We start from the raw sequence: 25,067 nt of genomic DNA, 5'->3' as shown, positions 1-25,067 counted from the left end.
CTGTTTTGCGGTGGTGGCGGAATTGGCAGACGCGCAGGATTAAGGATCCTGTGACCGCTTTAGGTCGTGAGGGTTCAAGTCCCTCCCACCGCATCATAATTACAAAAAACTCCTACCTATTTAGGAGTTTTTTTATTAAATAAAATACACTTAGTACAAACTGTACTAAGTGTTTCTTTTTAGAACTTTTTTAGTCCTCTTTGTAGTAAACTTGGTTTTTTCCTTTATGTTTTGCCACGTAGAGTGATTCATCAACCTGATGAATCACTTCGTTTCGATCCATAAATTCTGTTATTTCTGAGATACCCGCTGAAATAGTAATTTTGAAACAGTGACCACGATATTCGAAAAGTTCTCCAGATATTTTTCTCAGTACTTTTTCCATCACGAATTTCGCATTCATCCCCGTGACATTTCTAAATATAAGAAAGAACTCATCACCACCATATCTAAACAACTGACCGTTACTCTGTTCCTCTTTTAAAGTTTCCTTAACGAGTTCACATAACCGCTTCAGAACATAGTCTCCAGAACCATGTCCATATGTATCATTGATATGTTTAAAGGCGTCCACATCAAACAATACAACAGAGAACATCGTGATATTTTTACTAATGAGTAAGTCCTTGAGAACTTCCTCAAACTTACGCCTATTATAAACTTGTGTTAAGTCATCAATATATATATTTTTTTTCATCAAATTATACTCTTTGATGATAATATTAATTGCAGAAAAAACTATTTTTGCTAAAAATAAAAGGAAAACTATTTTTATATAAATCTGGAAAAAATAAATAGGAAGAGAAGTTTTTATATACACTTCTAAAAAGTAACTATCATGCCAAGTTGCGATGGTACTGTAGAGTAAAAATACTGAAATATTTACAGCAAAACCTATAATTGGATAAAATATTAAACTATATTTATTGATGTATTCTCGGTGTCTAAAAACTTTCATAATCGTGAACCAGAACAGTACAAGACCTGCGATAACCGCAAGAACTTTTAACCAATCAAATTCATAAGTAAATAGATAAAGACCCAAAAATACAACGAGTGTAGGGATTACTGTATATTCAGCATAATCATAGAGAGAATAAAGGAAATAGTTCACTACAATCGTGACGAGCATTAGCGAGATATCACTGATTAAATACCCTTGCACAGCATTGGGATCGATTCGATTAAACAGAATCCTTAAAATTGCCATCCATACAAAAAAGTTTAAAGAATACAAACAAAAGACGAGATACTTATTTGTATGCTTCAAATAATGGTTGATAATATGTCGAAACACAAAGAGGAAACCTAACACAGTCGGTATCACAAATAGCTTTACCATAAATTCCTTGCCTAGTATATTAGTAAAATCTATCATCACTACCTCCTATAGCTCCCGCTACCATTCTTTTCTTAATTTACAGCACATTATTTTATTTTTCGAGGAAGCTCATAATAGTAAGATTGTTGCTTCCATTCCTTTGGAAAGCTATCGAGAAGCCCTTGTTCTTCCACACCTTCTATTACCACTTCTTTCCCCAGTTCACTAATGATATGAGCCAGTGAAAAGAGCAACTTATGAGCTTCTTTACTAGGGAGAATCCGTTTAAACCCTACCCAAGAAATTTTTACACGAGATATCAATTCATCTAAAGCGTACAGAGTTTCAAAAGTATTTACACCAGACAAAAAATCATCTAAAGCAATGCTATATCCCATCTGTTTAACTGCTTTTATGATGTTTACAGGCACTAATTCCTCATATGCGTTATTACGCCTTACTGGAATCCGCTCGGTAAATTCTATTTTTAAGCGATCTTTGTATTTAAATTTTTTCAAAAATACAAGTGTTTCCTCATAAAATAATTCCTGATAATCCAAATTAAGACAATAGATATTCTGATCTTGCTCAAAATAGTCATTCAGTAACTCTTCAATATGATCTATATAGAGTTTATGAATCCTTTCATCTGTCATAATCTTATAAAACAGTTGACTCGGAAAAGCACAAAGTCCTTCTGCTTCACATCTTAACAGGAGTTCATACTCATGCGTTTCACTTTCATGTAAATTATAAATGCCTTGCTTGAAGAAAATTAAATCTTTGATTGGAAAAGGAGTTCCGCTTTTCATCTCATCACCTCTTTACTCTATCTAAAAAGCAAACTTCCCTTTATGTCTCCGACATATTTTTATTTTGCTTAAAATTATTAAAGTTCACACACTCTAATTTAGCACTTCTGTTTATCTTTAATTAATAATTATTTAATTTGCATTTGTGGCTTACCATACAGAAAACCTTGCCTCAGATTTATACCTAAAAGGTCTACAAGTTCCGCATCAGCTTTGGTTTCTACCTCTGAAACAATTAATTCAATTTGATATTTCTTAGTTAGTTTGCCCCAAAATTTTAAAGTCAAGTCCAACCAGCTTTGCTCTTTATTAAAGTATTTCATATCTAATTTTATAAAATCGATGTAAGGCAATAGTTTATGGATATTTTTTGCATGACTAAATTCTGAGCCTATATTGTTAATAGAAAAATAAACGCCTTGTTTTTGGTATCTCAAAATTCGTCGCTTTATAGCTCTCACTTTTTTAGGTTTTTTTTGAATTTCATTATGCGATAGTTCAATAACTAAAACCATTGGTGCTATTTGTGGGCTCACCTCTTTAATAATTTTACGCAAGCGATAACTTAATAGTTGCTTACTAGTAAGCTTTAAGATAAACTTAAAATTTCCTTGAGGAAGGTTTTCTTTAGACTTTATCACTGCTTCTTTAATTATCTCCAAGGAAATCTTATCAAAGTCTTGTGGCAAAACCCATTCGCCGGACGTATCTTTGATACGCAGTAAACTTTCAAATCCAAAGACACTTCCTGATCGGTCATAGATTTTATTAAAGAAATATAAATAATTATCGTTTTTCTTTGTTTTACCGAACACTTCAACCTCCTCTATCTCAGCAATTATCGTTATTTTTTATTCATTATCTTTGATACTGGCTTGTCTTTTGGTTTTATCCCAACCGTTTTGAGCCGTAAAATAACGTATGGTGGCTTGGGGATAAATCTGTGTTAAGAGTATAAGAAATTTTGTCAGATAATAAGTATCTTTGATGACTTTTTTTCCTGTAAATGCCGCCTCACTGTTTCTCTTTTGATTACGATTATAGAGCGTTGCCCAAACTAAGTTAATTGCAAAAATGTAAAGTACCATTAGTAAAAACATGAAGATAAAAATTTGTATAGAAGCAGTAAACCCACTAATTATAATCGTACCAGCCATTACAATAATAGTGTAGACAACCACCAGGTATTCAATTGACATCAGCCAAGGTTTTAATAGAGTAAAGCTGAGTTCAAGTTTCTGTTTGAGCAGTAAATTATCAGATTTTATAATTCTATATAAATATTTAAAGGTTTGAATATTTCCTTGAGCCCAACGTACTCGTTGTTTTACTAGTGCTTGATGATCACCGTAAATTCCTGTTTGAGTAATCATAATGTCATCGTACTGTACGTTTCGTACATTATAAATCTCCGATAGGAAAATACGTAAAGACAAATCAAAGTCCTCTACGAGAGAATCTGTCCAAGGAAGTTCATGAAGTGAATAAAGGGTACTCAGTTTACAAAATTGACCATTTCCCCCAAAAGCAACTGTGTTCGTCTTCGTCCTAAGGGATTGTGTCGCATTAATGATTTCTTCAAATTCCAAGTCTTGTGCAGTATTATCATCTTTATTGATAATTTGAACTTTAGATTGTAAACCTGTAAGCTCAAAATCAGAGTTGAAGACACGATTGACTTTTTCAAAATAATCTGGCTGGACACTTGAATCTGCATTAATGATAGTAATAAGTGTATTTTCAAAAATTCCTCTATTTTTTAAATATTTATCTGTAACTTTTTGATAAGCCCAATTTAAAGCCTCACCCTTCCCTTTTTGAGCTTCTGGTTTTACCCTTCTCAAAAGTTGAAAGCGAGAATCAGTTTGAAATTTTTCAAGTTCAGCGACCGTATTGTCTTCACTGGCATCATCAATAACATAAATCTCTAAATTCTTATAACCAGTATTTAATAAGCTCTGAACAGTATCTTTAATTACAAGTTCTTCGTTCATACACGGAATGAGTACTACTATATGATGTTCCGTCTCAATTTCTACGTCTTCCAAATCACTGGTATAACTTTTAGTTCCGTAGGCATACCAGAGCAATAACGTTTCTAAAGTGTAGTAGACAAAGGTTAATATAGAAAAGAAAATAGCGATTAGAGTGAATTTATTAATCAACTCCTGACCTAAATTACTCAAAAATTTTATCTCAAAAAACTGAAACTTTACGATGAAATAAATCGGGAAACTTGAGATGATGTATAAAAAAATTTTGCGATAAGAGGGCAGATAATTTGATAATCCAATATAGATAGTCCGTATAAAAAGGACTGTAATAAGGATGAACTGGAGCAAGAATTGTATTTCCTGAACTTCTTTAGGGCTGGTAAATGAACTTAAAAAGTAGAAATAAAACACCGCGATACTCAAAGGCGCCATAGCCAACGTAATGGTGTAGCTTGTGTGTGAGAATTTTTTACCAATCTGGTTTACCACAATCGCTAGAGCAACTAAAGTGAGAATGAGTTGCATACTCAGAGCAAAAATAATCATCGCAGAATCATTAAAAATGGCAAGTCCTGTTTTTGCAAAAAAGTGTATCCCTCCAAAATAGGCCAGATAAAAACTAGCAATGCTCCCCAAAACCACTTTAATCCTCTTGATTTCACCTACAGGTTTCAAGTTGAAAAAACTGACACAAGCTAGGAGAGATAATGAGTTAAAAAGGCTCAGGACGGGATTAGCTTGAGTATCAAATAAAATTGGATGTACACCTCGCCATAATCCACTCACTAAAAGTATTAAAAAGATTGTGAGGGAAGCAAAAGAGAGAAATTTGATAAAAAGCGAGAGAAAATTAAGCCGAAGTGATAAGAGAAAAGTTAAAACTATCCCCATAACAAAACTTAGGACTAAAAAGCCCGAATTGGCGAACAGCCCTATTTCAGTCATTGAAGTTAAGGTATTACCCAGCTGAACCAGCTCTTCAAGTAAAACTCCATTCAGGAGAAAATAGAGAAACAGCGTTAAAAACGTTGAATTTTTGTTAACTCGTGTAAGATTAATATAAAAAATAATGAGTAAAGGTAGCGTCAATAATAACAGAGCAGCGAGATTTTCTCTCCATCCTACTTGTGTCATTCTTACTAAGCCCTGCACATTCAAAGCAAACAGTAAAACAACAAAAATGAGTGAACTCGATTTTATTTTCAAATTATCCATTTATGATATCCATAATCTTAATTGCAGTCGTCCCATCTCCATAAGGATTTTCTTTATTGGCCATTTCTTCATAGGCTTTTTTATCGGTCAAAAGTCGTCGGGTTTCTTTGACGATATTTGCTTTAGAAGTCCCTACCAAACGCAACGTACCAGCTGTGACTCCTTCTGGACGTTCAGTTGTATCACGCAGTACAAGTACGGGAATGCCTAAATGGGCGGCCTCCTCTTGGATACCACCAGAGTCTGTCAAGATGAGTTGAGCGTGTCTCATCACATTGTGAAAATCAACTGTCTCTAGAGGGTCTATAATTTTGATATTGGTATAAGACAGCAATTTTTTAGCCTTTTCACGTATGAGAGGATTTAAATGAATGGGGTAAACTATTTTATGGGTTTCCTTGAATTCATCAGCAATCTCTCCAATTGCAGCAAAAATTTGCTCTAAATCTTCTAAGTTTTCACGTCGATGTGCTGTAATCAAAATCATTGCTTTATCAGCTTGCCAACTCAAAGCTTCATGCTGATAATTATCTTGAAGCGTGTACTGAAACATGTCAATTGCACTGTTTCCTACAACGAAGATATTTTCTTCATCTTTTCCTTCTTTTAAAAGGTTTTGCTTGGTAACCGCCGTAGGTGCGAAATGTAAATCGGCAAGAACGCCTACCATTTGACGATTCAATTCTTCAGGGAAAGGTGAATATTTATTATAAGTTCGTAGGCCTGCTTCGACATGCGCCAATTGCACTTGATTGAAGTATGCGACAAGACCCCCAGCCAAAGTAGCTGCTGTATCACCGTGAACAAGGATGAGATCAGGTTTTTCTGTTTTGACAATAGGATCTAAACCACTAATCGTACCTGCCACTATGTCTGATAAATTTGAAGATTGACGCATTATCTTTAAGTCATAGTCTGCTTCAACTTTAAAGTGAGTGAGTAGCGTACTAAGCATTTCTCGATGTTGCCCTGTATTAACGACAACCACTTTATTTCCTCTTTTTTCCGCTTCCTTTATCAAAGGAAATAACTTTATAAACTCTGGTCTCGTTCCGAAAATAAACATTAATTTTTTCATCATATTCCTTTTTCACTCCTACTTACGCCATCAAAAGTGTTTCTTTCAAGTCACATGGCTCCAATAACTCTAGACTTAATACTTCTTCCTCAAACGACATTATAAAAATACAAATATTTTTAAAATAAATTAAAAAATAAATACTTTTTTCTTATTTTAAAAATTCTAAAAGAGCAAATAATTTCTCTAATCCTTGCTACATCAACTCAGAAAAATTAGAGTTTTTCTTATAATACAGAGCTATATTTTTGTAAAAATTGTTTGATTTGTTTCATCTATGTATTTAATATTCTACAAGAATATATAGAATAATTCAAGAGCATGCGTTACGTTTCTATTTTTATTGATAAAAGAGAATTTATTAATAAAAATAAGCTCAGTTTTTAAGTAAAAAGAGCTTTTTAACTATAAGTATCCGAAAAACTCTAATTTTTCGGATATAAGATGACTTTGAGCATACCGCCATGGCACTACAAAAAAAAGGCTGAAAATGTTATAATTGAAAGCGTAAAACTTTCGTATTACCTCTTTAAATCACTAAGTGGTAAAACTCTATTTGAAATTTATTTTACCCTCGTTGAGGAATAAAGGAGACCAATCAATCATGATGAATATGCAATCAATGATGAAACAAGCCCAAAAACTTCAGAAACAAATGCAAGCTTCACAAGAAGAAATTGCAAACACTACATTTGTGGGAAAATCAGCTCAGGACTTGGTGACTGCTGAATTTACAGGGGAACGTAAACTCACCTCTTTAACAATTAAATCTGACATCATCGATCCTGAAGACCCTGATACACTTCAAGATTTGGTGGCTGATGCAGTTAATGATGCACTTACTCAAATCGAAAAAATCACAGAACAAAAAATGGGTAAATTCAGCAAAGGTTTGCCATTTTAAATAAAATAAAAATTACTGACAGATTAGTCAGTAATTTTTTATCTAAATTTCTACTGACCAGCCTGTCAGTAAAAAATTATTGGATGAAAGGGAGGCTAAAGAGCCAAAAGCTCGTCAGACAAAGTAAAATAAGATTAGCCAGCAGAAACAACCTGTGCAGATTTTCAAAATAAATCCACTTATTTTCCAAAATTCTCTGAAGCAAATTGGGTAAGGCCATAATGACAGGAAGGGCAAAAATATTGAAGGACGAACCAGACGGCTCTTGACTTGTTAAAATAAGCCAAAAATTAATTTGGATTTGACGTGGTAAAATAAGGAGCAGAACTAAGCTATAAAGTAATTCACCAATGGTCCAATAGTCAAAAAAGTTTAATTTTTTCATTGCTCGTCCTTCTTTTCACATTGATTATACAACTTTATGTCAAACTTATCCATAGAGATAAGTAGTTTTTTTATCGAAGCTAAAAAAATCCTGTCAGTAACTGACAGGATTTTTACTTTTTAGATAAAGAATTATTTAGTGTATTCTTCAACGAGGGTAACAACTTCTTCCATTGTTGCACATTCACTAAGGGCTTTGTTAGCCAATTCTTCCATTTTCTTAGAATCCAAACGTTTCATAAGTGAACGAGTTTGGAGTACTGATGTTGCTGACATAGAGAATTCGTCAAGCCCCATACCCATAAGCAATGGTACGGCAGTTTGGTCACCAGCCATTTCACCACACATACCAGCCCATTTACCTTCAGCATGAGCTGCTTTGATTACATTGTTAATCAAACGAAGGATTGATGGATTGTAAGGTTGGTAGAGGTAAGAAACTTGTTCATTCATACGGTCTGCAGCCATTGTATATTGGATGAGGTCGTTTGTACCGATTGAGAAGAAATCAACTTCCTTCGCAAATTGGTCGGCAAGCATTGCTGCTGCTGGAATTTCAATCATGATACCTACTTCGATACCATCTTCAACTGGAACACCTTCAGCAATCAATTTTGCTTTTTCTTCTTCGTAGATTTTCTTCGCTGCACGGAATTCTGTTAAAAGTGCAACCATTGGGAACATGATACGAAGTTTACCGTGTACAGAAGCACGCAAGAGTGCACGCAATTGTGTACGGAACATTCCGTCACCAGCTGTTGAAAGGCTGATACGGAGTGCACGCCATCCGAGGAATGGGTTCATTTCTTTAGGAAGGTCAAAGTAAGGCAATGTTTTGTCACCACCGATGTCCATTGTACGGACAACAACTGGTTTACCGTTCATTCCTTCAAGTACAGCTTTATATGCTTCGTATTGGTCATCTTCTGTAGGGAAATCTTGTGCATCCATGTACAAGAATTCTGTACGATAAAGACCAACGGCTTCAGCACCATTATCATTAACACCTTCAACGTCTTTAGGTGTACCAATGTTGGCAGCCAATTCAAAATGACGACCATCTGCTGTTACTGTTTCAGCATCTTTAAGGGCAGCCCATTCTGCTTTTTGCGCCGCGTAAGCTTCGCCAGCTTTATGGAATTCACTTTGTTGTTCTTCAGTCGGATCAAGAATTACTTCACCAGTCAATCCTGAAACAGCCAAAAGTTGACCTTCAGAAGCGAGTTCAGTAATATTGTTTGTTCCAAGAACAGCAGGAATTTCCAGAGTACGCGCCATAATAGCAGAGTGAGAAGTACGTCCACCAATGTTAGTAACAAAGGCTTTGACATATTTCTTATCCAATTGAGCAGTATCAGATGGAGTCAAGTCTTCAGCGACGATAATTACTTCTTCGTCAATGAGTGCTGGACTAGGCAATTTAACACCAAGAAGGTGAGCTAAAACACGTTTTGTAACGTCTTTAATGTCAGCTGCACGTTCTTGCATATAAGCATTGTCTGTCATACCTTCAAAGATACCGATAAACATATCAGTTACTTCTTTGAGGGCTGCTTCAGCGTTAACTTTTTTATCATTGATTGCTGCTTTAATTTGAGCGGTCATATCTGGGTCAGCGAGGACCATCATGTGTGCATCAAATACAGAAGCGGCTTCTTCACCAAGGGTTGTTACTGCTTTGTCCTTAATGAGTTGAAGCTCGCTTTGCGACGTAGCAAGTGCTGCATCAAGGCGAGCTTCTTCATTAGCTGTATCAGTAATTGTCTTTGTTTCGAAAGACAAGTCTGGTTGGACAAGCAAGTATGCCTTAGCTACTGCTACACCTGAAGATGCAGCGATACCTTTGAGCATAGTTGTCATGATTATTCAGCGAGTCCTTCTTTAGTCATAGTTTCAGCGATAGTTGCGATAGCATCATCAGCGTCTGCACCTTCAGCTGAGATAGTAACGTCTGCACCTTGACCAACACCAAGTGACATAACACCCATGATTGATTTAAGGTTTACTGATTTCCCTTTGTATTCCAAAGTGATTTCTGATGTGAATTTTGAAGCTGTTTGCACAAGCAATGTAGCTGGACGTGCGTGGATACCAGTTTCTGCAACGATGTGGAATTCTTTAGATGCCATTTTTTATGGTTCTCCTTAGTTATTTTCGTTTTTATTGATAATATCCGAGATATTTATCACTCTAAAAATTGTACCACAAAACGAAAGGGTTTGCAATATTTGCTTTAAATTTTTCGAGCATTTTTTGCTAAAAAAACAAAAAATCTGCAGAGTTGACAGATTTTTTTAGATTACGTTTTATTTTTTAGACTCCGCTGCGTAAATTTCTTGTACTAATTGCTCTGTTTTCTCCCAGCCCAGGCAAGGATCTGTGATTGATTTGCCAAATATCTCAGGGTGATCTTGACGACCATCTTCCAGATAAGACTCAATCATGAAACCACGAACATATTTTTTAATGCTGTCATCCCACTCACGATTAATCAATGTTTGGCGAACAATCCGAATCTGCTCCATAAACTTCTTGCCTGAATTATCATGATTGGTATCAATCACAATAAAAGGATTTTTTAAGTTCATTTTTTCATACAACTCAATTGTTTCCACCAGATTGTCTGTGTAATAATTAGGATGATTCTTACCATTTTCGTCTAGCCCCCCACGTAAAATCGCGTGTGCCATACTATTGCCTGATGTTTCAACTTCAGCTCGCGCAAAAATAAAATCTTGTTTTTGTTGCGCTGCATAAATGCTATTAAACATGACTTTGAGATTACCTGATGTCGGATTCTTCATTCCTACCGGAGCATCAATACCTGATGCTACGAAGCGGTGTTGCTGATCTTCAACTGAACGCGCCCCCACCGCGTGGTAACTCACCAAGTCATCAACTAGCCGCACATTTTCTGGGTAGAGCATTTCATCAGCCGTCGTCAGCCCCGTTTCCGTGATCACTTTATAATGAAGGTCACGAACCATTTTTATCCCATTGATGAGATCTGTACGTCCATCAGCTCCTGGCTCATGAATCAATCCTTTATAGCCGTCCCCATTTGTACGAGGTTTTGCCGTATAGACACGCATGACCATAAAAATCTTATCTTTAACTACTTCTTGAAGTTTAGCTAAACGGCGAGCATATTCCAAGACAGCTTCTTCATTATCTGACGAACATGGGCCAATAATCAGGAGTAAACGGTCATCTTCACCTTTAATGATGGCCTCAAGCTCTTGATCACGCTCCATTTTTTTAGCCTGCTGCTCACTATTGAGGTGGCCTAACATTTTGATTGCATCGATATTTATTTTGGGGCTTACTTCTTTAAAAGACATGATATTTCCTCAGGTTTCACAAATTTATTTTATCTATTGTATCAAATTTTCTGTTAATTATCTCTTTTTTTAAGAGAAATTTGTAAAAAAATTTACTGATAGCGTCATCAGTAAATTTTTTTTGGTGTGTTAGGCAATATGAGTACGTCCATGGCAGTTTTTAAACTTTTTACCTGATCCGCATGGACAAAGCTCATTTCGACCCACATTTTCAAATGAAACTTCATCACTGACTGCTTCCTCAGTACCGACATTCGTAATATTTCCTTGTGAAGCGGTGGTGGTCATCCGCGGTGCTTCCTGACGGATCGCCGTTTGTGGTTGAATTTGAGCTTTCATCATCAAACGCGTCACTTCAAATTCAATCGCACCAATCATATTATTGTACATTTTATATGATTCTTCTTGATATTCAACAATAGGATTATTTTGGGCATAACCGCGAAGTCCTACGGATTGACGCATCTGGTCAAGCGCATCAATGTGTTCTGACCAGTTATTATCAACAACTCGCAAGATAACTGCACGTTGGAATTCCAACTGACGCTCTGGGTCAGATAATTTTTCCATTTGTGAAGCATAACGAGCTTTGACTTTATCAAAAATCAAATCTTTCATTGCTTGTACTGACAGGCCTGTCAGTTCAGACAATTCAATGCCATCTTCTGGCAACATTGTATTGTGTAATGTTTGCAAGAGATTTTTGACATTTTCTTCATCTTTAAGACTTCCTGCAAGTTCATGACCATCCACTTGACGATCAATTGTTCGCTTGAACATGCCCATAAGTACGGGTGTTAAATCTTCTTTAGCCATGATGACCGCATGGCGCTGTGCGTAAATCACCTCACGTTGTTCGCGGATGACATCATCATATTGCAAGACTTGTTTACGAGAATCGTAGTTATTTCCTTCGACACGTTTTTGTGAACTTTCAATCTGACGAGTAATCAATCCAGATTTGATGACTGCATCTTCACCAGAAATACGCATCCGATCTAGGAAAGCTGAAACACGTTCCGAACCAAAACGTTTCATTAATTCATCTTCAAGAGAAAGGTAGAATTGTGAAACCCCTGGGTCACCTTGACGTCCAGAACGACCACGTAATTGATTATCAATACGGCGAGATTCATGACGCTCAGTACCAATAACAGCAAGTCCACGAAACTCGGGATCTGGATGATCAATAACACCAGGTCCAAGCTTAATATCAGTCCCACGACCGGCCATATTGGTCGCAATCGTTACTGCCCCTTGTTGACCCGCATTCATGATAATTTGTGCTTCACGGAAGTGATTTTTTGCGTTCAAAACTTCATGAGGAATTTTAGCTTCAACCAATTTCTTAGAAATCAATTCGGAAGTTTCGACAGCAACAGTACCAATCAAAATTGGTTGCCCTTCCGCATGACGACGTTTAATATCATCAATCACTGCTTTAAATTTAGCTTCCAAAGTTGGGTAAAGTAAATCTGGATGGTCTAAACGTTGAACAGGACGGTTGGTTGGAATTGGTGTGATTTGAATGTTATAAATCTCACGGAATTCCTCTTCTTCGGTTTTAGCAGTACCGGTCATCCCTGACAATTTTTTATACATCCGGAAGTAGTTTTGAATCGTAATTGAAGCCATTGTTTTTGATTCATCTTGAATTGGCACAGCTTCTTTCGCTTCAATTGCTTGGTGAAGCCCATCAGAATAACGGCGTCCAGGCATCGTACGTCCAGTAAATTGGTCAATAATCAAAACTTCTTGGTTTTCATCAACCATATAGTCGATGTCGTGAAGCATGATAAAGTTGGCACGTAAAGCATTATCTATAAAGTGAGTTAAGGCGACATTTTCCATATCATAAAGATTTTCGATTTGGAAGAATTTTTCGGCCTTATCAATTCCTTCTTCAGTTAAGGAAATTGTTTTTGATTGTAAATCAATCTTGTAATCGTCGCCTTCTTCATATTCCGAAGTAGCAACATTCAAGTTTTGTCCTTTTAAAGTCTTAGTGAATTGGTCCGCACGATAGTAAAGTGCTGATGAACTTTCAGCTTGTCCAGAAATAATCAAAGGTGTTCTGGCTTCATCGACCAAAATTGAGTCAACTTCATCGACAAGAGCATAGTTCAATGGCTTTTGAACCATATCTTCGGCACGTGTGACCATGTTATCACGAAGATAGTCAAAGCCAAGTTCAGCTGATGTTGAATAAGTGATATCACAGTTATAGGCTTCACGCTTTTCTTCTGGTGATTTTGAATTCAAGTTCAAACCAACAGTCAATCCAAGCCAGCTGTAAAGTTCACCCATTTCCGTCATATCACGAGTTGCCAAGTATTCATTGACGGTAACCACGTGAACCCCGTTCCCTGTCAAAGCATTTAAGTATACAGGCATTGTTGCGGTCAAAGTTTTACCTTCACCAGTACGCATTTCGGGCACGTCACCATTGTGTAAGACAATCCCACCCATAATTTGAACATGGAAAGGGTACAAGCCAAGCACACGGCGGGCTGCTTCACGACAGACAGCAAATGCTTCATAGAGAAGCTCATCAAGACTTTCTCCTTTGGCAATGCGTTCTTTTAATTCTGGAGTTTTGGCTTTTAACTGCTCATCTGTCAAATGTTCCATTTCTTCAGCGAATGATTCAACTTTGAGCGCCATTTTATTGAGTTTTTTTAGCTCTTTTTTGTCATTTTCGACAAATTTTCTAATAATGTTTGGCATATTTTCTCTTTCAGATAAATAGTGGATATTATCCTTAATTTTAGCACTTTTACAGCATTTTTACAAATTGGAATAACCTGTTCTTCTGAAAGAGACCCTTTTATTTGTTGACAAGCAACATATTTTGATTTATAATGTTGCTTGTCAACAAATAAAACGAAGAAAGAAGTAATACTATGACTACTCTACTAATGATTCTTGCCCACCCACATACCGATGATTTCAGCTGGTCGCTGACCACTGCAGAGAAATTTAAATTAAGCTACCAGAAAGAACATCCTTTTGATACAGTAATTATCCGAGATTTGTTTTCTGAAAAAGTACCTGCTCTAGATAATGAAACTTTTGCAGCTTGGAAACGTAATAAGTATGCACCTGATACACTTACTGTCCATGATAAAACTTTACTTGCACGCCATAAGGTCTATTTAGACGAATTTTTATCTGCAGATAAATATGTTTTTGTCAATCCAATGTACAATGGTTTTGTTACCGCTGAACTAAAGCAATATATTGATGTTATCGCTGTCCCTAGAAAACTTTTCCGATATAGTGAAAATGGCCCAATTGGTCTGCTCAAAGGAAAAAAATCACTTCACATTCAATCAGCTGGCGGCTTTTATCACAATGAAAAAGATCCCGCACATATGGCTGAAGATTTAGGGGCCGCTTATATCGACCAAACTATGAAAATGATAGGTATTGCTGATAAAGATCGCCAACAACTATTTATTGAAGGCTATGCGCGATATCCGGAACGCGCCGATTCCCTAAAAGAAAAATCCTTTACAGATGCTATCTCTCTGGGAAAAAATTTCTAAAAGGTTATTTTATAGTGTATAATTAAAGAATGAATAGTACCGACCTCAATCAAAATATTGCACGACAGTTGCACGCGCTACGGCATTCATCGCTGACACCTTCAAAAGAACGTGATTGGATACTAGATCAGCTTCAAGACGAAGGTCTCACACAAGAAGTAATGAAACTATCTGTTACGGCTCTCCATATCTTATCTGCCTTGAAAACAGATGATAAAACTGGCATTGAACTAGCCAATCAACTTGAGGTAACACGTGGGGGAGTGAGTCGGGCAGTTCAAAATCTCTTGAAATATCAGTTTTTAACAAGTCATCAAGGAATACAGGATAAGAAAAAAATTTATTTTCACTTGACTGATAAGGGTCGAAAAGTAGCCCTCACCCATGACAAGATGCACAAGCTCATCGAGGAAAAGTTCAATATTCTTTTGTCCTCTTACACAATCTCCGAAAAAGAACAAATGCTTAAATTCTTAACAGACTTCAATAGAGTCGAAGCACAAATTTTTGAGCAAAATAAAAAAACGAACTAGTAGGTCCGTTTTTTTATTTTGCTTCATAATGGAAATCAGGATTTAACTCTTTGTCTAATCTTTCAAAGGCTTCTTCCATACGACGATTGACCTCGGCAATCCCTTCATCATTCATTCTTTTAATATCAGAAATATCAATAGGATCACCGAAATTAATGGATACGCGCTGACGTTTAAAAACACCTTTCATGCTGAGAGGTCCCTGATAAACGGCAGGCACAATACGAACTTTAGCCATCTTTGCAATGACTGCTACTCCACCCTTCATTTCTGCACTATGACGGCTACCAGAAGGAAACATAATCATTGACTTGTCTGATTCTTTTAACATTTTTACCGCATGCTTGATAGGTTTAGTTCCTGGATTTTCACGATCAACTGGAAAGGCCCCACACATTTTAATCCACCAACCACCAAATCCTTTAAACAATTCCTTCTTCGCCATGAAAATAAATTGTTTAGGACGGGTAGCAAAAGCGAACCAAACTGGTTCCCAAGCCATCCGATGAGGTGCTACTAGAATATAGTTTTCATCTTTGGGGATACGATCCACATGATAATATTTACTTTTTCCGTTAAAGATAAACAGCAAAAAGGCTACAAGATTGCGTAAGAACACATAGAAGAGCCGATGTTGTTTTTCATATTCTTTCATATTTCTTTACTCCTGATCATTGCTAATAACTTCATTATTTTAACTTATTTTAATGATTTTATCAATGTTTGAAATCGCAAGCGACATAAAAAGAGAGCTCCAAAAATTGGAACTCTCTCCTCTTTAGGAAACTTTATTTTACTTCAGCAACACTCTCTTCATTTTTTGTTGCGGCTTTCTTGCTAGAACGGTAGCCATAGATAAAATAAATCACTAGGCCAAGAAGGAACCATATTCCTGAATAAACCTTCGCTTCAAAATCTAAGCCCCAGAAAACAAAGAGGGAGCCAAGGAAACCAAGGGCAGGAAGCACAGGATAAAAAGGCATTTTATAAGAAGCGACTGGTAAATCCTTACCTTGACGGCGACGCAGAGCGTAAATACCTAAAGTTACAAACATGAAGGCAATCAACGTCCCAGCTGAAATCAATTGAGCGAGGAAGGCAAAGGGGAAAAATGCCCCAATCACTACAGCAACAATAGCTAATGTCCACACTCCATTAGCAGGCAATTGTCGCTTGTTTAATTTTCCAAGACCACTTGGTAAAAGTCCATCACGGCCAAATGCGTAGAGTAAACGTGACCCCGCTAGAACCATTCCTAAAAGGGCGATAAACATCCCAGCAAGAGCAATTGCAGTCACTACTTCTGAAAGTACCGCATAACCAGATTCTTGCAATGCCCAGCCAACCGGTGCAGCATTACCAGCATATGTGGAGTAAGGATGCATTCCAACAAGAACAAGCGTTACGGCTGCAAAAAGTGCGACCGCGATCAAAAGGGAACCAATGATTCCACGAGGCATCGTTTTTTGCGGATTTTTTGCTTCTGCAGCATTTGCTGCAATAGAGTCAAAACCAATATAGGCTAAGAAAATCATCGAAACACCAGACCAAATCCCAGAGAATCCACCAAAACCAGTTTTAGGATTGTGAGGCGGGATGAAAGGATGGTAGTTAGCAGGTTTAATCACTGTAATACCGACAATAATAAAAGCAATAACCGCAGCAACTTTAAGAACTACCAAAATTTGACTGATACGCCCAGCATCAGATGCACCTCGGAAAACAATCAAAGCGGACAGCAAAATCACAATAAGCGAAATAATATCCACAACACCGCCATTGGTACCGAACGGACTTGCTAGGAAGGCAGGTAGATGAAAACCAAGTGGTGCTAAAAGTTGCTGCAGATTAGCAGAGAATCCAGAACCAACAAAAGCTACGGCAATGAAATATTCTGCCAACAAAGCCCATCCTGCAATCCAACCAAAACCTTCTCCAAACAAAACCGAAATCCAGGAATAGGCCGAGCCAGCAAAAGGCATAACGGTGGACATTTCAGCATATGCCAAAGCGACAAAACCCGCCACCAAAGCAGCTAACAGGTAAGAAAAGACGACACCTGGGCCCGCAAATTGAGCCGCGACCTGGCCTGGTAGTGTGAAAATAGAAGTAGAAATGATTGTTCCTACACCTAAGGCCAGAAAATCACGCGTACTGAGTACTTGTTTGTAATGCTTGTCTGCATCTTGATAGAGCTCAAAATCAGCTTTTTTCGTAAATCCCATAATAAATCCTCATTTTCTGATATTTTAATCAAATAATTTCAATAAACTGTATTTTACCGAATTGTCAGACAATTGTCAAGAAAGAATTTTATGAGGCATTAATGTGAAAAAATAGGAAGTTACTAATAAAAAAATCAGTAAAAAAGTCGAACAAAATCGAGGTCTACGAGCTGCTCAACAGGACTTAAATGATGAGTGCGTAAGCCAGCAGCCTGCGCACCTGCAATGTTGGCAGCATTATCATCAATAAAGAGGGTGTCAGCTGCTTCTAACTGGGCTTGCTCTAATACCTTTTTGAAACTCTCAATAGTTGGCTTACGTAAGTGCAGCTCATGTGAATAATAGATTTTAGTAAAATAATAACTTAAAGGATGACCGGTTTGCTCAAGACAACGCTTTTCAAAATAAGCCGCATGGATGGCATTGGTATTTGAAAAAAGATAGAGGGGATAGTCTACTGACAGCTCTGTCAGTAGACTTAAGCGAGATAAATCAAAATCTGTCAGAATAAGATTCCAAGCCTCACGGATCTGATCGTCAGTTATTGAAGTATTCGTGACGGAGCGCAATTTAGCAAAAAACGTTTCGGGACGAATTTGCCCCAACTCCAGCTGTTCAAAAAAGTCAACTTGACCTTGCAGTGTAAAGTATTGCGCAAAGTTTTGCACCCCTAATCTTTCAAATTGGTCAACCATGCGCTTGAAATTAAGATCGAGTATTACTCCCCCTAAGTCAAAAATAATTGCTTGAGTCATCATTTACCCCTTTCATCGGCTGTCTTACTTTACTGACGTTCCCATCAGTGCTTACGAGCTTCTTTCGTATCCAAAATAATGGTTACCGGACCATCATTTACTAACTCAATTTGCATGTCTGCACCAAATACTCCTGATTTTGTAGGAACCACTTCTGCCAATTTTTCATTAAAATTTTCATAAAAGGCTTTTGCAAAATCAGGTTTACCTGCACCCGAAAAGCTTGGGCGATTACCTTTTTTGGTAGAGGCATACAAGGTAAACTGCGAGATAGATAGAATTTCACCCTTAATTTCTTGGATTGAACAATTCATCTTTCCTTGTTCATCAGAAAAGATGCGCATCTGAGTAATTTTACGCACAGCATATTCCAAATCCCAGCCAGTGTCAGCATCTTCTACACCCACTAAAAGTAACAGACCTGAATCAATTTTTTCTTTGATCAAACCATCAATACTAACAGAAGCACTTTTTACACGTTGAATTACAATTTTCATGTTTCCATTGTAGCATAAACAGACGAGTCTTGACATCAACCTCATGTTTAGTTACTATCATAATAAGTCATTTAAAATCATCAAAGCAAAAAGGAGAAAATTTGGAAGAACTAGCTATCGTTGTTCCCGTATATAACGAACAAGAAACCATTGAGCTTTTCATTCAAGAAGTCAACAAAGTACAACTTGACCTAAAGAAAAACTTTTACTTTATCGACGATGGGTCTAGTGATCAGACACTTTCCCTTTTAAAAAAACTCTCTGCGGAAAACGAAACCATTCACTATGTCAGTTTTTCCAGAAATTTTGGGAAAGAGGCCGCCCTGTTAGCTGGGTTGAAAGCAACTTCTGAACCGCTCGTTACAGTCATGGATGTTGATTTACAAGATCCACCAGAGTTATTAACTAAGATGTATCAAACACTCCAAGATGGCTTTGATGTGGTTGGAACACGACGTATTTCTCGTGATGGTGAGCCAGTAGTCATTTCTTTTTTCTCGCGACTTTTTTATAAAATCATTAACAAAATTTCCAAAGTACCTATTGTAGAAGGAGCACGTGATTTTCGCTTAATGCGACGCCCTGTTGTTGATAGTGTTTTGCGCTTAGAAGAAAATAATCGATTCTCAAAAGGTCTTTTTGCTTGGGTCGGTTATCAAGTAACCTATATAGAATACAGTAACCACGAGCGTAGTGCCGGAAAAACGTCTTGGACGTTTGGTCAACTGCTTAGCTATTCGATTGATGGAATTGTCAGTTTTTCCGAGGCACCCCTTAATATCGCTACTTTTATCGGCTTTGTAAGCTTTCTTACTTCACTCGCTCTCGGCGCCTTCTTCGTTTTCAAGACCCTTGTTTTTGGTGATCCTGTTCAAGGCTTTCCTACTTTAATTGTCCTTATCCTGCTTTTAGGCGGTCTTCAGCTTCTGTCTCTTGGCATTATTGGGAAGTATATTGCAAAGATCTTTTTGGAAACTAAAAGGCGACCTAACTATCTCATTAAAGAAAGTAATATAAAAACGCTTGACTAATGTCAAGCATTTTTTATGCATTGGTACGTTTTACAGAATAAACATCAGGTGTCATCTTGATCTTATCCACCACTAAAGTTAAATCAGACAAATTTTTGATACCCAAAGCGATATGAATATTCGCCATCTTTTTATCTTTTGTGGGTTGGGCATTAATTGAAATCAAATTTTTAGTAGAATTTGACAAGACTTGCATGACATCATTGAGTAAACCGGGCCGATTGAATCCATAGACGTCAATGTTTGCTACATATTCTTTAGTTAAGTTTTCTGAGTCATCCCACTCTACTTCTACCAACCGTTGTTCAAAATCTTCCATGCTTCGAACATTTTGACAGTCGGCGCGGTGAACCGAGACACCACGCCCTTTCGTGATATAACCTACAATAGCATCGCCAGGTACAGGGTTACAGCATTTCGCAATCCGCACCAAAAGGCTGTCGATTCCTGAAACGCTCACTCCCCCATCATGACGAATCTTCATGACATTTTTGGTTGTTTCGCGCTTCACCTCACCCTTCATCAGTTCTTCGGCTTCTGCTTTTTGTTTCGCTTTCTCTGCTTGACGTCGTTCATTTTCTGTTAAACGATTGGCAACTGTGGTCGCCGATAATTCTCCAAATCCGATTGCAGCATAAAGTGCTTCAGCACTTCGATAGCTCATTTTATTAAACAACTCATCCAGATGTTTTTTATCAAGGTACTGATTAGGAACAAAACCTGCTTCTGCCAAAGCATCTTGCAAGAGTTCGCGTCCTTTATTGACTGACAGCTCTTTATCTTGATTTTTAAAGAATTGTTTGATTTTATTGCGCGCTTTATTGGTTTTGACAAGATTAATCCAATCTCGACTTGGTCCAAACGATGTAGGGCTTGTGATGATTTCCACCCGATCACCTGTTTTTAATTGGACAGATAAGGGTTTCATACGGCCATTCACTTTAGCACCTGTAGCGTGATCCCCTACCTTCGTATGGATTGCATAAGCAAAGTCAATCGGACCTGAGCCACGGGGGAGTTCTTGGACTTCCCCGTTTGGCGTGAAGACGTATATTTTATCTGAAAGGATATCTTCTTGAACTGCTTTTACAAAGTCCTCTGCTGAATCTCCCGCCTCTTCGCGCAATTCAACCAATTCGTGAATCCAGTTTAGGGTTTCGGAAATCTCTTGAACATCTACTTTTGCTTTGCGTCCTTCTTTATAGGCCCAATGTGCGGCTACCCCATATTCAGCGATTTGATGCATTTCGCGTGTTCGAATTTGAAATTCCATCGGCCCCTTAGGACCATATACGGTGGTATGCACAGATTGATAGCCATTTGCTTTCGGATTAGCAATGTAGTCTTTAAAACGGCCAGGCATTGGTTTCCACAAATCATGAATATAACCGAGAGTAGTGTAAACGTCGCTGGTCGTTTCAGTGATACAGCGGATGGCGATCAAATCATAAATTTCATCAAATCGTTTCTTTTTATCGTGCATTTTACGATAAATAGAATAGATGTGTTTTGGACGTCCGTAGATTTCTGCATCCACCCCAGAATTTTCTACGCGTTCTTGAAGTTTTTCGATGACTTGAGAAACGAGTGCTTCGCGAGCAGCACGTTTTTCATTCATCAACCCACGGATACGGTAAAACTCAGTTTCTTCTAGATAACGAAAAGAAAGGTCTTCTAACTCCCATTTAATACTGGCGATCCCTAAACGGTGAGCCAAAGGCGCATAGATCTCCATCGTTTCACGTGAAATCCGTTTTTGTTTATCGGGACGAAGATGTTTAAGCGTACGCATATTGTGTAGGCGATCCGCCAATTTGACCAAAATCACTCGAATGTCCTTAGACATAGCCATCAGCATCTTACGATGATTTTCAGCTAATTGTTCTTCATGCGACTTATATTCAACTTTTCCAAGTTTCGTCACACCATCCACAATGTCCGCAATTTCACGACCAAAGAGTTCTTCTAAATCTCCTTGAGTAAAATTAGTGTCTTCTACCACATCATGGAGAAAACCACATGCTACAGTCACCGCATCAAGTTTTAATTTGGCAAGTATGCCAGCAACTTGTGTAGGGTGCACAAAATAGGCTTCTCCCGAAGCACGATATTGATCAGCATGCGCCAATGAGGCGCAATTTAATGCCTTCTGCACCAGCAAAAGGTCGGTTTCATTCATATATTCTGCGCAGATATTGACAACTTCTGCGCCCGTTAAGACTGGTTCTGAAGGCATAGTTTGAAATGCTAGTATCTGTTGTCAGTCGTTGAGCCTATGGTCAACATGAACTAGCTTTCCTCCTTATTAGATTTGTTAGATGGCTCTGTTACCTTTACAGTTAAAGGTTCATTTAAAGTTAATTGAATCTATTCTACCACATTTGTAAGCGAAGAAAAAGAATGATTGTCAAAAAATAAAGCTAAAACTCCGATCGTTCGGAGTTCATTTTCTTTTATAAAAGCTCAAAATAAGTTGAAAAAGCAGATAATGCATAGAGCGGAGCAGTTTCAGCGCGTAAGATTCGTGGGCCTAAGCCAATTAATTTTGCACCAAGTGCCTCAAATTTTTCAACTTCTTGCGTGCTAATCCCTCCCTCTGGTCCAAAAACGAGAAGCACTTTTTTACCGACTGACAGCTCTGTCAGTGCTTTTTTCAAACCCGACATTTCTCCTGCTTTGGCCGTTTCTTCATAGGCGACAAGAATCTGATCAAAATCCTTACATTGAGTAAGAAAAGTCGTAAAGTCTTCAAAAAGTTCGACCTGCGGAATCTGCAACCTCCGAGATTGCTCGGCAGCACCCCGTGCAATTTTTTTCAGCTTTTCTTGTTTTTTAGCCAATTTTTTCCTATCCCATTTGGCTACAGACCATTTGAAGGGCGCCGACCAAATGGCTGAAGCGCCCAGTTCAGTGGCCTTTTCTGTAATAAAATCAAGCTTATCACCTTTTGGAAACCCGACAGCAACCGTCACTGCAACTGGTAGTTCTGACTGCTCGGTAAGCCGTTCAATCAATCTGACCGAACGGTCAGAAACAGAAACCACTTCTACTAAGCCCAACTCTCCTTTATCAAACACCAGACGGAGCTGCTCCTTTGGCTGGGTACGCATTACTGTAAATATATGATGTGCAGCAGCTTCATCATCGATTGTGATAAGAGCACCTACTTCAGGTCTTTCTTTAAAAATAAAATATTGATTTGCCATTGTCCTTTAAGAGTTTACACGAAGTTTACAACAGCTGTAAACTCATCCTCCAATTACACCTTCTCTGTTCTCAGTTTTTTTGAAAATCACACAGTTCCACTCCCCTTGAATCATCCGTGTTTCAAGGAAAAAGCCTGCAGCCTCAGCGGAAGCAATTACCATTTCTGCCTTATCTGCGATAATTCCTGACATGATAAGATAACCCTCTTCTTTGACTAAGCGATAAGCATCCTCAGTCATTAGGACTAAAATATCCGCTAAGATATTGGCCACAATGACATCTGCCGTTTGAGTAATCCCTTCAAGGAGGTTATTTGCTGAAACATGGATTTTTTCATGTCCTGGATTAAGTTCGATATTTTCTCGAGCTACACGCACCGCCACTTCATCAATATCATAAGCAAAAATTTCTTTAGCGCCCAGATAGTTTGCTGCCACAGAGAGTACCCCTGAACCTGTACCCACATCAAGCAAAGTTTCGCCGCCTCGAAGGACTTGTTCTAAAGCATAAAGTGACATCTTAGTCGTTGGATGGGTACCTGTTCCAAAGGCCATGCCTGGATCAAGGCGAATCAATTTTTCAGAACCTGTAGCTTCGTAGTCTTCTGTCCAGCTAGGGACAATCGTCAAATCATGTGTGATACGTGCGGGTTCAAAATATTTTTTCCAAGCTTCTTCCCAATTTGTCTCTGACAGATTGTTTGTTTTCACTGACAAGCCTGTCAGTGAAAAATAGTCACTCAAACGAGCAATCTTATGTTCCAACTCTGCTTTCAGTTCGACAATGGGCATATTTTCAGGGTAATATGCCGTAACTTCGACATAGTCAGATTGCTCAACCTTTGGCAAAACTTCGCCAAATTGATCTTCGTGTGTCAAATAATCCGCACTGTCGTTGATTTCAACGCCGCCAGCGCCAGCTTCAATCAAGAGTGCTGAAATAGCTTCTTCAGCCTCCCGAACAATGGTTACAGTAATGGAATTCCAATTATTCATCTTTATCTCTTTCTAAGGTTTGTCTCTACCGACAAAGCGGTTCTTGCCTAACAAAAAGCCAATGGCGCGCGCCACATTGCGCTCAATAGCTTCTTGGCTTTTTAATTTGGCGATATAGCGGTTAATCTCAAGTTGCTTGGATGGTGTCAAAGCTTCAAACACTTCCTGAGCATCGGGATTTGCCGCTAAGGTTCTTTGAGGGGCTGCGGCTGCTCAATGAGCCGAGGCTCAGCATCGTAAGCAATCGTCATTTTTAAGGTTTCGCCAATTCTTTGGGGTGAATTTTTTAGCATTTTCATATTGACATACAAGCGCCACTGCCCTTTGAAAAACATGAGATTTTGTTGATAGGGCTTGTCATTGACGGCACCGCAAATGGGAATAGGTGATTTTTCTTTACCTGCTGCCTTAAAAATTTCTTGTAAAATGGCTGATGGCACCGTCACAAAAGGATTAACCCCGACAATTTCTAATTCAGCTGTAAATTCATGAGTTTTCATCATTATTTTTTCCTCAAGAGCACGTGATTGAAAAATGAAAGTGCAATAAATTCCGGCTTATCACAAACTTCCCATTCGACTTTAAACATTTTATCTGCCCAACCAGCTTCTCCTTTAAATTCATTAGGCTGTAAAGCCCAGAAAGTCCGTAAGCCATACGTTTTAAAAGTACTGACAGCGCTGTCAGCTTCTAGCATAGCCGCTATATCATAATAATGAATCTTGCCAAACATCTGATTAACTTTTGACGCTCCCCTCAGTAAAGCGTAAGCTTCGTCCAAGGCATTTTCAAAGACAATTTTTTGCATCAGTGCTCCTGCGTGATTGTGTTTGACAATCGAAATGAAACCTTCTTTACTAATCAGGCGGGCAAATTCTCGCAACATCGCCAGGCGCTCTTTTGGTGCATATTCAAAAACGTTATGACAGAGAATGACGTCAAAACTTCCGTCAGTAAAGGCGCTAAGCGCTGAAAGTCCACCAACAATCTGCTCATAGGTATTTTCTCGCTGCCGATTTTCCACCATTTCCAAATCGGGTTCAACTGCCACTACCTCGTTATGCGCAGCAAAGTGATTAGCATTCCAGCCAAATCCCGAACCGAAATCCAAGATTTTCTGACCTTCAAGCTGACCGACTTGTGCCCAAACCATCCGATAGTAGAGCTGCATCCAAGGACTTTCCCACTGATCAAAATAATTTTGCAGACTTGCTTTCATTTTTCGTA

General features: G+C 38.1%; 24 protein-coding genes and 1 tRNA gene. 5 read left to right on the top strand and 20 right to left on the bottom strand.

Annotation, left to right across the window (positions count from 1 at the left end; all coding sequences use genetic code 11):
- The first annotated feature begins 7 nt into the window (after window positions 1-7).
- Window positions 8-93 (top strand) — tRNA-Leu (locus tag JW886_RS01530).
- Window positions 94-190: 97 nt separating this feature from the next.
- On the opposite strand, the gene JW886_RS01525 is transcribed toward JW886_RS01530, so the two are convergent.
- The 5 genes from JW886_RS01525 to wecB form a co-directional block, all read right to left on the bottom strand.
- Complete coding sequence (locus JW886_RS01525; RefSeq protein WP_075526071.1) at window positions 191-1,378, bottom strand: GGDEF domain-containing protein; 1,188 nt, start codon at window positions 1,376-1,378, stop codon at window positions 191-193.
- 50 nt (window positions 1,379-1,428) lie between these two features.
- Window positions 1,429-2,133 (bottom strand): EAL domain-containing protein, encoded by a 705-nt coding sequence (locus JW886_RS01520; RefSeq protein ID WP_075526072.1) that lies wholly within the window; start codon window positions 2,131-2,133, stop codon window positions 1,429-1,431.
- A 128-nt stretch (window positions 2,134-2,261) separates the two neighbouring features.
- On the bottom strand, window positions 2,262-2,948 hold the full coding sequence (locus JW886_RS01515; RefSeq protein WP_205872123.1) for an EAL domain-containing protein: 687 nt from the start codon (window positions 2,946-2,948) through the stop codon (window positions 2,262-2,264).
- A gap of 36 nt (window positions 2,949-2,984) precedes the next feature.
- The gene (locus tag JW886_RS01510; protein WP_420844223.1) at window positions 2,985-4,673 is read right to left on the bottom strand and encodes a glycosyltransferase family 2 protein; all 1,689 of its coding nucleotides are present in this window, start codon (window positions 4,671-4,673) and stop codon (window positions 2,985-2,987) included.
- Window positions 4,674-5,334: 661 nt separating this feature from the next.
- The gene (gene wecB, locus JW886_RS01505; protein ID WP_205872470.1) at window positions 5,335-6,420 is read right to left on the bottom strand and encodes a non-hydrolyzing UDP-N-acetylglucosamine 2-epimerase; all 1,086 of its coding nucleotides are present in this window, start codon (window positions 6,418-6,420) and stop codon (window positions 5,335-5,337) included.
- 604 nt (window positions 6,421-7,024) lie between these two features.
- On the opposite strand from wecB, the gene JW886_RS01500 reads away from it, so the two are divergent.
- Window positions 7,025-7,324: a YbaB/EbfC family nucleoid-associated protein gene (locus JW886_RS01500; RefSeq protein WP_075526074.1), complete on the top strand. Its 300-nt coding sequence runs from the start codon at window positions 7,025-7,027 to the stop codon at window positions 7,322-7,324.
- A gap of 76 nt (window positions 7,325-7,400) precedes the next feature.
- Here JW886_RS01500 and JW886_RS01495 read toward each other — a convergent pair whose 3' ends face one another.
- The 5 genes from JW886_RS01495 to secA form a co-directional block, all read right to left on the bottom strand.
- Window positions 7,401-7,709: a hypothetical protein gene (locus tag JW886_RS01495; protein ID WP_205872122.1), complete on the bottom strand. Its 309-nt coding sequence runs from the start codon at window positions 7,707-7,709 to the stop codon at window positions 7,401-7,403.
- Window positions 7,710-7,840: 131 nt separating this feature from the next.
- Window positions 7,841-9,568, bottom strand: coding sequence for a phosphoenolpyruvate--protein phosphotransferase (gene ptsP, locus JW886_RS01490; RefSeq protein ID WP_205872121.1), 1,728 nt, complete (start codon window positions 9,566-9,568; stop codon window positions 7,841-7,843).
- A 2-nt stretch (window positions 9,569-9,570) separates the two neighbouring features.
- A complete protein-coding gene (locus tag JW886_RS01485) occupies window positions 9,571-9,837 on the bottom strand; it encodes a phosphocarrier protein HPr (RefSeq protein ID WP_011834224.1) in 267 nt (88 codons plus the stop codon).
- Between the two features lie 177 nt (window positions 9,838-10,014).
- Window positions 10,015-11,049 carry a 3-deoxy-7-phosphoheptulonate synthase gene (locus JW886_RS01480; RefSeq protein ID WP_205872120.1) on the bottom strand — a complete coding sequence of 345 codons (1,035 nt, stop codon included), beginning with the start codon at window positions 11,047-11,049 and terminating at the stop codon, window positions 10,015-10,017.
- 129 nt (window positions 11,050-11,178) lie between these two features.
- Window positions 11,179-13,776 (bottom strand): preprotein translocase subunit SecA, encoded by a 2,598-nt coding sequence (gene secA, locus JW886_RS01475; RefSeq protein ID WP_205872119.1) that lies wholly within the window; start codon window positions 13,774-13,776, stop codon window positions 11,179-11,181.
- A 176-nt stretch (window positions 13,777-13,952) separates the two neighbouring features.
- On the opposite strand from secA, the gene JW886_RS01470 reads away from it, so the two are divergent.
- Together JW886_RS01470 and JW886_RS01465 are read left to right on the top strand one after the other, a co-directional pair.
- Window positions 13,953-14,597 carry an FMN-dependent NADH-azoreductase gene (locus tag JW886_RS01470; protein ID WP_205872118.1) on the top strand — a complete coding sequence of 215 codons (645 nt, stop codon included), beginning with the start codon at window positions 13,953-13,955 and terminating at the stop codon, window positions 14,595-14,597.
- Window positions 14,598-14,626: 29 nt separating this feature from the next.
- The gene (locus JW886_RS01465; protein ID WP_205872117.1) at window positions 14,627-15,130 is read left to right on the top strand and encodes a MarR family winged helix-turn-helix transcriptional regulator; all 504 of its coding nucleotides are present in this window, start codon (window positions 14,627-14,629) and stop codon (window positions 15,128-15,130) included.
- Between the two features lie 13 nt (window positions 15,131-15,143).
- On the opposite strand, the gene JW886_RS01460 is transcribed toward JW886_RS01465, so the two are convergent.
- The 4 genes from JW886_RS01460 to dtd form a co-directional block, all read right to left on the bottom strand.
- A complete protein-coding gene (locus JW886_RS01460) occupies window positions 15,144-15,785 on the bottom strand; it encodes a lysophospholipid acyltransferase family protein (RefSeq protein ID WP_075526081.1) in 642 nt (213 codons plus the stop codon).
- Window positions 15,786-15,918: 133 nt separating this feature from the next.
- A complete protein-coding gene (locus tag JW886_RS01455; RefSeq protein WP_200407620.1) occupies window positions 15,919-17,355 on the bottom strand; it encodes an APC family permease in 1,437 nt (478 codons plus the stop codon).
- Window positions 17,356-17,489: 134 nt separating this feature from the next.
- Window positions 17,490-18,113 (bottom strand): HAD-IA family hydrolase, encoded by a 624-nt coding sequence (locus tag JW886_RS01450; protein WP_205872116.1) that lies wholly within the window; start codon window positions 18,111-18,113, stop codon window positions 17,490-17,492.
- Between the two features lie 41 nt (window positions 18,114-18,154).
- Complete coding sequence (dtd, locus tag JW886_RS01445) at window positions 18,155-18,607, bottom strand: D-aminoacyl-tRNA deacylase (protein WP_205872115.1); 453 nt, start codon at window positions 18,605-18,607, stop codon at window positions 18,155-18,157.
- A 101-nt stretch (window positions 18,608-18,708) separates the two neighbouring features.
- Here dtd and JW886_RS01440 point away from each other — a divergent pair, with 101 nt between their 5' ends.
- Entirely contained in the window at window positions 18,709-19,638 is a 930-nt protein-coding gene (locus tag JW886_RS01440) for a glycosyltransferase family 2 protein (protein WP_205872114.1), read from the top strand.
- A 13-nt stretch (window positions 19,639-19,651) separates the two neighbouring features.
- On the opposite strand, the gene JW886_RS01435 is transcribed toward JW886_RS01440, so the two are convergent.
- From JW886_RS01435 to JW886_RS01415, 6 genes are all read right to left on the bottom strand, one after another.
- The gene (locus tag JW886_RS01435; protein ID WP_075526086.1) at window positions 19,652-21,874 is read right to left on the bottom strand and encodes a RelA/SpoT family protein; all 2,223 of its coding nucleotides are present in this window, start codon (window positions 21,872-21,874) and stop codon (window positions 19,652-19,654) included.
- Between the two features lie 217 nt (window positions 21,875-22,091).
- Window positions 22,092-22,844 (bottom strand): 16S rRNA (uracil(1498)-N(3))-methyltransferase, encoded by a 753-nt coding sequence (locus JW886_RS01430; protein WP_205872113.1) that lies wholly within the window; start codon window positions 22,842-22,844, stop codon window positions 22,092-22,094.
- Window positions 22,845-22,886: 42 nt separating this feature from the next.
- A complete protein-coding gene (prmA, locus tag JW886_RS01425; protein WP_205872112.1) occupies window positions 22,887-23,840 on the bottom strand; it encodes a 50S ribosomal protein L11 methyltransferase in 954 nt (317 codons plus the stop codon).
- A 12-nt stretch (window positions 23,841-23,852) separates the two neighbouring features.
- Window positions 23,853-23,990 carry a hypothetical protein gene (locus JW886_RS09825; protein WP_241003780.1) on the bottom strand — a complete coding sequence of 46 codons (138 nt, stop codon included), beginning with the start codon at window positions 23,988-23,990 and terminating at the stop codon, window positions 23,853-23,855.
- Between the two features lie 35 nt (window positions 23,991-24,025).
- Window positions 24,026-24,343 (bottom strand): DUF1905 domain-containing protein, encoded by a 318-nt coding sequence (locus tag JW886_RS09820; RefSeq protein ID WP_241003779.1) that lies wholly within the window; start codon window positions 24,341-24,343, stop codon window positions 24,026-24,028.
- Window positions 24,343-25,059, bottom strand: coding sequence for a class I SAM-dependent methyltransferase (locus JW886_RS01415; RefSeq protein WP_205872111.1), 717 nt, complete (start codon window positions 25,057-25,059; stop codon window positions 24,343-24,345). The genes JW886_RS09820 and JW886_RS01415 overlap by 1 nt, the downstream gene beginning before the upstream one ends.
- Window positions 25,060-25,067: the final 8 nt, after the last annotated feature.

This window comes from Lactococcus taiwanensis, assembly GCF_017068355.1.
Lineage (GTDB): Bacteria > Bacillota > Bacilli > Lactobacillales > Streptococcaceae > Lactococcus > Lactococcus taiwanensis.
This window is presented reverse-complemented; position numbering and strand designations above follow the sequence as displayed.